9 protein-coding genes are annotated in these 9,906 nt (G+C 64.3%); 5 read left to right on the top strand and 4 right to left on the bottom strand.

Going from position 1 to position 9,906, the window contains the following annotated elements; translation table 11 throughout:
* The 3 genes from EN925_RS10040 to EN925_RS10050 all read left to right on the top strand — a co-directional run.
* Positions 1 to 2,973, top strand: a 2,973-nt coding sequence (locus EN925_RS10040) for a Pls/PosA family non-ribosomal peptide synthetase (protein WP_128336501.1), incomplete at its 5' end; no start/stop codon positions are given.
* Positions 2,970 to 3,419, top strand: coding sequence for a GNAT family N-acetyltransferase (locus EN925_RS10045; RefSeq protein ID WP_245460964.1), 450 nt, complete (start codon positions 2,970 to 2,972; stop codon positions 3,417 to 3,419). The genes EN925_RS10040 and EN925_RS10045, both read left to right, overlap by 4 nt.
* Before the next feature lie 47 nt (positions 3,420 to 3,466).
* Positions 3,467 to 4,072: a 4'-phosphopantetheinyl transferase superfamily protein gene (locus EN925_RS10050; RefSeq protein ID WP_127368996.1), complete on the top strand. Its 606-nt coding sequence runs from the start codon at positions 3,467 to 3,469 to the stop codon at positions 4,070 to 4,072.
* 9 nt (positions 4,073 to 4,081) lie between these two features.
* Here the strand turns inward: EN925_RS10050 and EN925_RS10055 are convergent, their stop codons facing one another.
* Positions 4,082 to 5,194, bottom strand: a complete 1,113-nt coding sequence (locus EN925_RS10055) for a KamA family radical SAM protein (protein WP_127368995.1) — start codon at positions 5,192 to 5,194, stop codon at positions 4,082 to 4,084.
* 159 nt (positions 5,195 to 5,353) lie between these two features.
* Between EN925_RS10055 and EN925_RS10060 the strand changes: the two genes are divergently transcribed.
* Entirely contained in the window at positions 5,354 to 6,289 is a 936-nt protein-coding gene (locus EN925_RS10060) for a hypothetical protein (protein ID WP_063172626.1), read from the top strand.
* Between the two features lie 28 nt (positions 6,290 to 6,317).
* Here EN925_RS10060 and EN925_RS10065 read toward each other — a convergent pair whose 3' ends face one another.
* From EN925_RS10065 to EN925_RS10075, 3 genes are all read right to left on the bottom strand, one after another.
* The gene (locus EN925_RS10065; RefSeq protein WP_027160807.1) at positions 6,318 to 7,874 is read right to left on the bottom strand and encodes a serine hydrolase; all 1,557 of its coding nucleotides are present in this window, start codon (positions 7,872 to 7,874) and stop codon (positions 6,318 to 6,320) included.
* Between the two features lie 141 nt (positions 7,875 to 8,015).
* Entirely contained in the window at positions 8,016 to 8,906 is an 891-nt protein-coding gene (locus tag EN925_RS10070) for an NmrA family NAD(P)-binding protein (protein WP_063172627.1), read from the bottom strand.
* Positions 8,903 to 9,085, bottom strand: a complete 183-nt coding sequence (locus tag EN925_RS10075; protein ID WP_013530655.1) for a DUF1127 domain-containing protein — start codon at positions 9,083 to 9,085, stop codon at positions 8,903 to 8,905. Before EN925_RS10075 ends, EN925_RS10070 begins: the two co-directional genes overlap by 4 nt.
* Before the next feature lie 217 nt (positions 9,086 to 9,302).
* On the opposite strand from EN925_RS10075, the gene EN925_RS10080 reads away from it, so the two are divergent.
* The coding region (locus EN925_RS10080; protein WP_128336503.1) for a LysR family transcriptional regulator at positions 9,303 to 9,906 on the top strand (604 nt) is incomplete at its 3' end.

A 9,906-nucleotide genomic window follows, 5' to 3' on the forward strand; every position in this document is an offset into this window, starting at 1 on the left:
CTGCCGCAGCTCGCCGAACCGGGCGAACTGGGCGAGATCGGCATTGCCGGCATCGGGCTCGCGGTCGGCTATCTCAACCGGCCCGACCTGACCGAACAGAAATTCATCGCCGATTTCGTCGGCCTGCCGAACAACCCGTCCAAGCGCATCTACCGCACCGGCGACCTTGGCCGCATCAACGACCAAAGCGAGATCGAATATAACGGCCGCATCGACACCCAGGTGAAGATCCGCGGCTACCGCATCGAGCTCGGCGAGATCGAGGCGGTGCTGCTCGACCAGCCCGAGATCGCGCAAGCCGCCGTCACTATCTGGGAGATCGAGCCCGGCCGCGTCGAACTCGTCGCCTATTTCGCAGCCAAGGCCGGCCAGACGGCGATCTCGCGCGCGGACCTCGCCAGGACGATGAAGCGGCGGCTGCCGGACTACATGGTGCCCTCCTATCTGGAGGAGCTGCCGGCGATCCCGATGACCGTTTCCAACAAGGTGGATTTGCGCCAGCTGCCGAAGCCGACAAGCGTGCGGCTTTCGGGCGATCGCGCCATGGTCGCGCCCAGCAATGACGACGAGCGTTTCCTGGCCGACGCGCTGGCCGCGGTGCTGAAATTCGACGAAGTGTCCGTCGAGGACAATTTCTTCGACGATCTCGGCGCCAACTCGCTGCTGATGGCGCATTTCTGCGCCCGTGTGCGCACCAGGAAGGAATGGGCGACGGCGTCGATGCGCGACATCTACCTCCACCCGACCGTGGCGCGGCTGGCGCTGCATCTGGGCGTAGCGGACGAGATGACGACGGCCACCAACGAGCCCGTCCTCACGCGGCGGGCCTCCAATCTTGCCTATTGGACCTGCGGCGCCGCACAGCTGATGTTCTACGGGCTCTACAGCTATGGCGCCCTGTGGGCGATCAATGGCGGCCTCAACTGGATGTACGACGCGCTCGACGATCCGCTGCAGCTCTACATCAGGTGCGTGGCGCTTTCGGCCGCCGTGTTCTTCGGCATGTCGGGTTTTGCCGTCCTCGCCAAATGGGTGCTGGTCGGCCGCTGGAAGGCGGAGGCGTTTCCCATCTGGGGCGTGCGTTACTTCCGCTTCTGGGTGGTCAAGACGTTGATCCGCACCGCGCCCGTCGTGCTGTTCCGCGGCAGCCCGCTCTACAGCATCTACCTGCAGCTTCTCGGCACCAGGCTCGGCAAGAACGCCGTCATCGAATCGAAATCCGTGCCCGTCTGCACCGATCTCATCTCGATCGGCGCCAACACCATCCTGCGCAAGGAATCGATGATCCTCGGTTTCCGGGCGCAGTCCGGCTACATCCACACCGGGCCGCTGACCATCGGCCGCGATGCCTTTGTCGGCGTCGGTTCGACGCTCGACATCGACACCAGGATCGGCGACGGCGCCCAGCTCGGCCATTCGTCCTCGCTGCACCGCGGCCAAAGCATCCCCGACGGCGAACGCTGGCATGGCTCGCCGGCCGTGCCGACCACGGCCGACTATTGCAAGGTGCGCAATGTCGATCCGTCCAACATCCGGCGCTTCCTGTTCGAAGCGGTTCAGCTGATCGGCCTGTTTGCCATCGTCACCCCCTTGCCGCTCTTGTTCCACAGCTATTGGGAAAATGTCGGCGACGACTACCAGGAAACCATCGGCGTCGTCGCGATCGGCACCACGGTGACGCTGTTCGGCTACATGGCCGCATCCTTCCTGGCGGCGACGCTGGTGCCGCGCCTGGTCAGCCTGCTGTTGAAGCCAGGCCGCACCTACACGCTGTACGGCTTCCGCTACTGGCTGCAGACCGTCGCTGAATTCTCCAGCAACTCGCGCGTGCTCGGCCTGCTGGCCGGCGACAGCTCTGCCATCGTGCACTACATGCGAGCGATCGGCTGGAACCTCAACAAGGTGGTGCAGACCGGCTCCAATTTCGGCTCCAACCAGCAGCACGAAAACCCGCTTCTGTGCGAGATCGGCACCGAGACCATGGTGTCGGACGGGCTGTTCATGATCAACATGCACAAATCCGCCGCCGCCTTCAGGCTCGAGCCGACGAGAATCGGCGAGCGCAATTATCTCGGCAACAACATCTACTATCCGCCGGACGGCCGCACCGGCGACAACGTCCTGCTCGGCACCAAGGTGATGATCCCCATCGACGGGCCGCTGCGCGAGAATGTCGGGCTTCTGGGTTCGCCTGCCTTTGAAATCCCGCGCATGGTGAACCGCGACAAGGAACTCATCGCCGGCATCGACGAGGACGACCGGCGCCGGCGCATCCCGTTGAAGAACCGCCACAATCTGGTGACGATCCTGCTGTTCGTGGCAACGCAATGGGTCATGCTGTTCGCCACGCTGGCGATCTGGGACCGGGCGCTGAACTACTATACCGAATGGGCTGAAGTCGCACTGTTCGTCGCCGTGCTCCTGACCTCGGCGATCACCATTCCCTTCTACATCTTCGTGGAACGGGCAAGTCTTGGTTTCGGCAGGCTGAAGCCGCAGATGACGACGATCTATGACGTGGCGTTCTGGCGTCATGAACGCCACTGGAAGCTGGCGGATTCGCCGATCGTGCGGCTGTTCGCCGGCACGCCATTCCGGCCGATGATCCTGCGCATGCTGGGCGTCAGGATCGGCAGCCGTGTCTATGACGGCGGCAGCAATCTGACCGAACGCTCGCTGGTGGAGATCGGCGACGACGCCACCCTCAACGAGGGCTGCGTCATCCAGGCCCATTCGCTGGAGGAAGGCGCCTTCAAGTCCGACTTCATCCGCATCGGCAAGGGCTGCACGCTCGGACCCTCCGCCTTTGTCCACTACGGCGTCGTCATGGGCGAAGGCTCGGTGGTCGATGTCGACTCCTTCGTCATGAAGGGCGAAGAGCTGGAGCCCAACTCCATATGGCGCGGCAACCCGGCCAAGCTGCATCGCTTCGTCGAGCCGATCACCGAGTCCTCGGCCAAGGCATCGGCTTGAACACCGAGGACACCCGTCTCGTTGCCGTGACCAGGGCCAACCGCGCCCTGGTCGCGGCCCTGGAACTGGCTCCGGAGCAGAGGGATTTCGTCGCCGGCAATTCGGAGTCCCTCGAAGAAGCCGAAACCGATGAAGACGCGCGGCCGCGCGCCATCATGGCCGGGACCCGTGTCGTCGGTTTCCTGATGTACGATGCGTCGGACAACGAGGCGCTGGTCTACCGCTTCATGATCGACCGCGCCCACCAGGGCAAAGGCTATGGCAAGGCCGCATTGCGCGCCTTGCTCGACGAGATCGGTAATCTCGACCATATCAGGGAGGTTTCGATCTGCTACGAGCCCGAGAACGAGGCCGCGCGCCACCTCTATCGCGGCGCCGGCTTCGTGGAACAAGGCATCGACGAGGACGGAGAAATGATCGCCGTCCTGCCGATGGTCGATCGTTGACGCCGCCCGCTGCGAATTCATCGGAGGAAACGACCCTGCTGGAGGCTATGGCCGCGATCGCGCCGAGCGGTGTCCGGATCGGATGCCGCCTGATCCGCGAAGGCGATGAAGCCCATCTGCTGCCTGGGGAAGCGCATTCCATCCCCGCGCGCCAGCCTGGCATGCGGCGATCCAGCGGCGCGGCCCGCTGGATCGCGCACGGACTGCTGGCGGAGCTTGGCGTCGGCGACGTCGCCATCCTGCGCATGCCGTCCGGCGCGCCGGTCTGGCCCGAGGGAATAATGGGTTCGCTCGCGCACGACGACGACATGGCGGTAGCGGCGGTTGCACCGGTTGGCGATATCGCCTCGCTCGGCATCGACGTCGAGCCCGCGCAGCCTCTCCCGGATGACATTTTGGCGCTCGTGACAACACCCGCGGACCGCACCGACGCAGCCGACCGGCATCTTGCCGGCCGCATCCTTTTTGCCGCCAAGGAAGCCGTCTACAAGGCCGTCTATCCGCTCGATCGCGAGGTGCTGGGCTATGAGGACATCACCGTCGACCTGAACGCAGGCTGCGCGACGACGAAGACAGGCCGCAAGGCCAGGCTCGCCTACTGCGTTGCCCCGCGCGTGGTGGTGCTGGCGTTTGTCGAGAAAGACAGGGGTTAGCGCGCAGTCCTATTCGCCAACGATCTCCGTATACGCCCTCACCTCGCCATCCAGCCCGCGCAGCCGCCAGTTCTCGCCGTCCCGTCCCTCGACATGGCAAGGCCCGATCGGCACCTTGCCGCCGCCTTCCGGCAGGTCGAGCACATAGACGGGGTTGCAGATGCCCGAAAGTCGCGCGCGCAGCGCTTCGGTCAGCGCCTGCCCCTGCGCAATCGTCGTGCGCCGGTGCGCCATGCCGCGCGCGAGGTCGCCATGGTGCAGGTAATAGGGTTTGACGCCGAGGCGATACATCAGCTCGCGGCAGAGCTCCTCCAGCGCCTCGACGCTGTCGTTGACGCCTTTGAGCAGAACGCTCTGGTTGAGCAGCACGAAGCCGGCTTGCCGCAGCGTGCGGCAGGCGGTTTCCGTGGCCTGAGTGATTTCCCGCGCGTGGTTGAAATGGGTGACGATGGTGACCATCAGCCGGCCCTGCAGGGCCGCAACCAGCCCCGGCGTGATGCGCGACGGCAGCGCCACCGGAACGCGCGTGTGGAGGCGCAGCAGCCGCACATGCGCGATCCCTTCGATGCGCGCGCGGATTTCGGCCAGCGCCTTGTCGGGCAGCGACAGCGGATCGCCGCCGGTCAGGATCACCTCGCGGATTTCGGGATGCTTGGCGATATAGGCCAGCGCCGGCTCCAGCGCCTCGCGCGTATAGCCCCTGCCGATCGAGGTCAGAGATTCCTTGCGGAAGCAGAACCGGCAATAGACCGCGCATTGATAGGTCGGGAACAGCAGCACCCGGTCGGCATGGCGATGCGTCAAGCGCGGCACCGGGCTGAAGTCATGGTCGGCGATCGGATCGTCGAGTTCGCCTTCCGCTTCCTCCAGTTCTTGCGGAGAGGGGATGACCTGCGCCCGGATCGGATCAGCCGGGTCGTTCCAGTCGATCAGGTCGAGATAGGCTTTGGGCGCGCGCACCTTATGGTTCGCCGCCGCGGCCTGGGCGGCTGCGCGCTCGGCTGACGACAGCGGGAGGCGGTCAAGGTCGCGGACGTGGCGCACCCCGGCGCGGACGTCCGCCTGCCAGGCGGTGTCAGGATCGGCGGAGCGTGCATCGTGGAGGTTCGTGTCTGAAGTCATCAGGGTTCTCGGGGCAGTTTCTGGCGGAGCTATCGGCCGGATGGCCAGGCGGGTCAACCTTCTGGGGTGGTCGCCGCCATCAAATCCACCGCCCGCAAATCCGTAGGTATTTAGCCAAAATGGCACTATTCTGCGCAGTCTGGGCTTCAGGGAAAACGAATGGATTTCAGCACAGGCCATGGTTACCTGCTCATCGGCGGCCTCATCCTCGTCGGTACTGGGCTGCTCATCCTGTCGCTGATCGTCAATCTGCGCGTCGCCCACAGTGTGCGCGACGACGTGCGTCATCGCGAAAAGCTGCTGGAATACTACCGTAACATCTTCTCGCAGTTGGGCGTGATCCTGATCGGCATCGGGGTGTCGCTGTTCATCTTCTTTTTCCAGCAGAATTACCAGGACCAGCGCAGACGCGAAACGGATCTCCAGCAGGTTCTGGCCAAGCTGGCGGCGCGCATCGCTCGCGGCGCTCCCCTCGTCGAGTCACTTGGCGAATTCGACGCGCTGCTGGATGACGGCGGGGCCTACGTTAGTCCCGAACTTGGTGGAACCAACGCCGCCATCGGCGCGCAGGGAGCGGAGCTTGGCAAGCAGATCCGCGAAATCCTGCTGGTTGAGCGCGACGTCGACATCCGGGACTTCGACATCCTCAACCTGTCGCGCGATTTCGAGTCGTCGTTCGTCGTCAACCAGCTCGATCCGACGCTATGGTTCGACATCGTGCGCGACGAGAGCGAGATCAAATATGCCATCACCCAACTCACCCTCGACTACAAGGACCTGCAGGATGCGATCGGCGGCGAGCCGATCGAGGTTGCGATCGCCAATCCTGAAACCGAGCGCAAGATCAAGCACGAGGTGCTCGACATCTTCTACGATGCCGACCTCTTGCGCCAGCGCAGCAGGCGATTTCTCGGCCGTGCGTGCTGGCTTCTCAGCCACGGACGCAGCTTTGTCAGTCTTGCACCGGTCGAGGCGATCGAAGCCGACGCGAGGTCACATCAGGAATGGATCGACAGATCGAAGCCCTCGCTGGCACAGACGAAATCGGGCAACGGCGATTGCTTCAAACTGCTCCGATACGGCCCGGCATCCTGACTCCCGGCGGGACCGGTCGATTTGGAAGTCAGTCCCCCACACGTTGCAGCGTGCCGAGATGATTGTCGTCGAGAAAACCTACAGTCATGGCCGACGCCTTGCCGTCAGCGCCGACCACGAAACTTACACCCGAGGGGCTGTCCGGCGTCTCCGCGTCGGGGAAGGTCAGGAAAAGATCACCGTCGAAATGCCTCAATGAATAGGACCGGCCGGCGGCCGGGCCTACCTTGAGTACAAGGTCGTCTCCCGCTTTCGACACAATCGCGTCGCCGATGAAGTCGTTGGCGTACCGGCCAGCATAGACACTGCCCGGCCCGGCTCGCCGTGACGGAGACGGCGGCGCGGCATAGGCGGCCTTGGCCGCCGCGACCGCCGGACCGAACAGGCCCGCATAGATATCATTCCACGCCTTGACCCAGTCCTTCTCGACCTTACCGTCGAAGACGAGATCGGCGAAGCTGTCGGACAATCCCTCCGGCAGGCCAGTCGGAAAGGCGTTGGCGACGATGACTATGCCCAACTTCTCCTTTGGGAAGACTGTCACCAGGGTACGCGCGCCGACGCTGAAAGCGCCGGCGTGGCCCCAGCTCAGGCCGTGTCGGCCGAATTCGACATTCCAGCCGAGGCCGTAGAACGATGCGCCGCCGGAGACGGGATTGTTGCCGCGCGCTATCAGCGGAACATGCGTCTGGCTTAGCGCATCGGCGGCAATCAGTGTCTTGCCGGCATAAACGCCGTTGTGGAGGATGAGGCGCACCCATTGCGAGAGGTCACGTGCCGTAGAGCTGACGCCGCCGGCGGGCGCCTGCGCATCCGGATCGCGCTCTATCCTCGCTGCCCAGGCGCCATCGACCTTGACGTGAAGCGCGGCGCGGTTGGTTCGCTTGACGAAGTCCGAATGGCGGGAACTCGTGGAGGCCATGCCCAGCGGACGGTAGAGCTTCTCCTCGGCGACCTGCTCCCAGGGCTTTCCCGTCGGTGTCGCGGCTGCCACGGCACCCTCTGTCAATCCGAAATTGCTGTAAGAATACCCGGCCCGAAAGCTCGACGATGGCGGCACGAACCGCAGGCGATGCAGGATCTCGACGCGGTCGTAGCCAATGTCCTCGAGGTCGTCTCCGGCGGTGCCTGGAAGCCCGCTGCGATGCGAAAACAGGTCACGGACGGTGAGCTGGCTTGCCGGATAAGGATCGGCCAACCTGAAGGCCGGATCGAGATCGGCGATCTTCGAATCCCAGGACACGATCCTGTCGCTAACCAACGCCGCTACGACGGTGGCGGAAACCGGCTTGGAAAGGGAGGCGATCTGGAACACCGTGTCGGCGTCGACGGTCTCAGGCTTGCCGGCCTCGCGATGCCCAAAACCCTTGAGGAAGATCACCTCGTCATCGCGCACGACGCCGATGGCGAGCCCGGGTACGGCACCGTCCGCGACGGCGGCTTCGGCAAGCGCTTCGAGCTTCGACAGGGCAGCAGTGATGCGCTCGGGCGTGAGGCTATCGGCCGGCGCCGCGTGCGGCCAAAGCGCCATTGCGGCGATGAAGACCCAAACCCTCCACTGACAGAGATTCCGATTCAGCCGCATGCACAAGCCTCCTCCCAGGAATTCACATGACCATGATACAGGCCCGCACGGGTGAGACCAGCCCTTCTCGGGCGGCTCACGCCGCGAGCCGGATTCATCGGCCGCGCCGACGACGTCAGCTTCAGCGCCGCGCTCCTGCTCCTATCGCCCAGCGGCGTCCGCCATCGCAACAAAGGCGCTCTCGATGGTCTCGAAAGCCAGCTCCGGATACAGCACTCCGGCTTCCGGCGTGGCCGTCTCGAGCGCGGTCTCGCCGCGTATCCAGAATGCCCGCAGCAGTCCGAGCCAGGGGGCTGACGCGATCATCGCCTCAAGCTCCGCCGCACTCTGAGGCACGATGCGCGGCGAGCGGCCGCTCACCCCGCGCCACAGATCGATCATTTCGTTCTGGGTGATCTTGTTTCGGGCGATGCGGATCTCGCTGCGGATGGCATTGGGGTCGTTCAGCGCGCGCAAGGTCACGGCGGCGATGTCCTTCTCGCTGACGAACGTCGCCGGCACGTTGCCGTCGCCATAAAGTGTCACCTCTTCGGGCGGCAAGGGCGACGAGCCGAAGCGCATCAGATCGCCCAGCGTCGCCACCCATGTCGAAAAGAAGCCATTGGTGTAGATCACCGTATAGGGCAGATCGGCCTCCTTGATCGCGTCGAACACTGCTCGCTTGAGGTCGAGTGGCGGGATCGAGCCCGGTGCGGCGGCGGCGAAGTCGAGGCCGAAGCCGGCGGAAGGCACATAGCGGGAAACGCCGGCATCGCTCAGCGCCCGCACCAGCGTCATCTCGCTGGCCGAATGCACATGCACCGAGCTGATGACGCGGTCCACCGCACTGGCGGCGCGGACAAGGCTGTCATAGTCGTCGAGATCGCCGACGTGGATTTTGGCGCCGAGTTCCTTCAGCGAATGCAGCCGCTCTTCATCGCCGGCTGTTGCCGGACGAACCAGAACGTGCAGGCGATCGCCATTGCGGGCGCTGGCCTTCGCCATCTCGCTGCCCAGCAGCCCCGTCGCGCCGATGATCAGGGTGCTGGTCATATCGACCTCCCATTGCGCAGGATGGAGCCGTCCCAGTCGCGCTCGAATCCGATGTCGTGCAAGCGATGGTTCGAGAAGCGTGAAACTTGGCGCAGCATGCGGCGGCGCTCGACGACTGCAGAGGCTCTGAGTGCAAGACCGCTCGTCGCGGCGCTGATGGATTCGAGAATCGGTTTCATGGTTCGTCTCCTGTGGTTCAGTAGGCGCAAGCGTGCCGACGCCGTCCGCAAGGGGACAAGCATGACGATTGCTCACACCGTTTCTGGTCGTTCAGCGCAGCGGCGAGATGGGAAAGCCGATCAATATCTGCTGCTACCCCTATAGATTGGACATTTCCGGGCTGGACGACAAACGACTCTTTGTGCAGGATTTGTGAGCAACACTCACAGGTGGACCATGCCGCGCAGACTACCGCCCCTCACTGCCCTGCCCGCCTTCGAGGCTGCCGCCAGGCATCTGAGCTTCTCCAAGGCTGCGGGTGAGCTCAACGTCACCCATGGCGCGGTCAGCCGCGCCATCCGCAACATCGAGGACAGGCTCGGCATCCAGCTTTTCGATCGGGGAACGAGGTCCGTGCGCCTGACGTCGGTCGGCGCGGCCTACGCATCGGAAGTCAGGACGGCGCTGGACCAGATCGCCGCCGCCACCATCGCCGCCACGCCCGACCGCACGGCAGGCATCCTGAATGTCAGCACATCGGACGGTTTTGCCGGCCGCTGGCTGGTGCCGAGGCTGCATCGCTTCCACCGCGCCAACGCCGACATCGACGTGCGGCTGTCGACCTCGGGCGTACTTTCCGATTTCGTCAGCGACGGCATCGATATCGCCATCCGCTACGGCAAGGGCGGCTATGCCGGCGTGACCGCGGAATTTCTCGCCGACGAAGAGGTCTTCCCGGTCTGCAGCCCGGAACTGCTGCAAGGCGAACATCCGCTGCGCCAGCCCGGGGATCTCCGGCATCACAAGCTGATCCACGACGCCTTTCGCATCGACTGGGCAA

The organism is Mesorhizobium sp. M7A.F.Ca.US.006.04.2.1 (genome assembly GCF_004022915.1).
Taxonomy (GTDB): Bacteria; Pseudomonadota; Alphaproteobacteria; order Rhizobiales; family Rhizobiaceae; genus Mesorhizobium; species Mesorhizobium ciceri.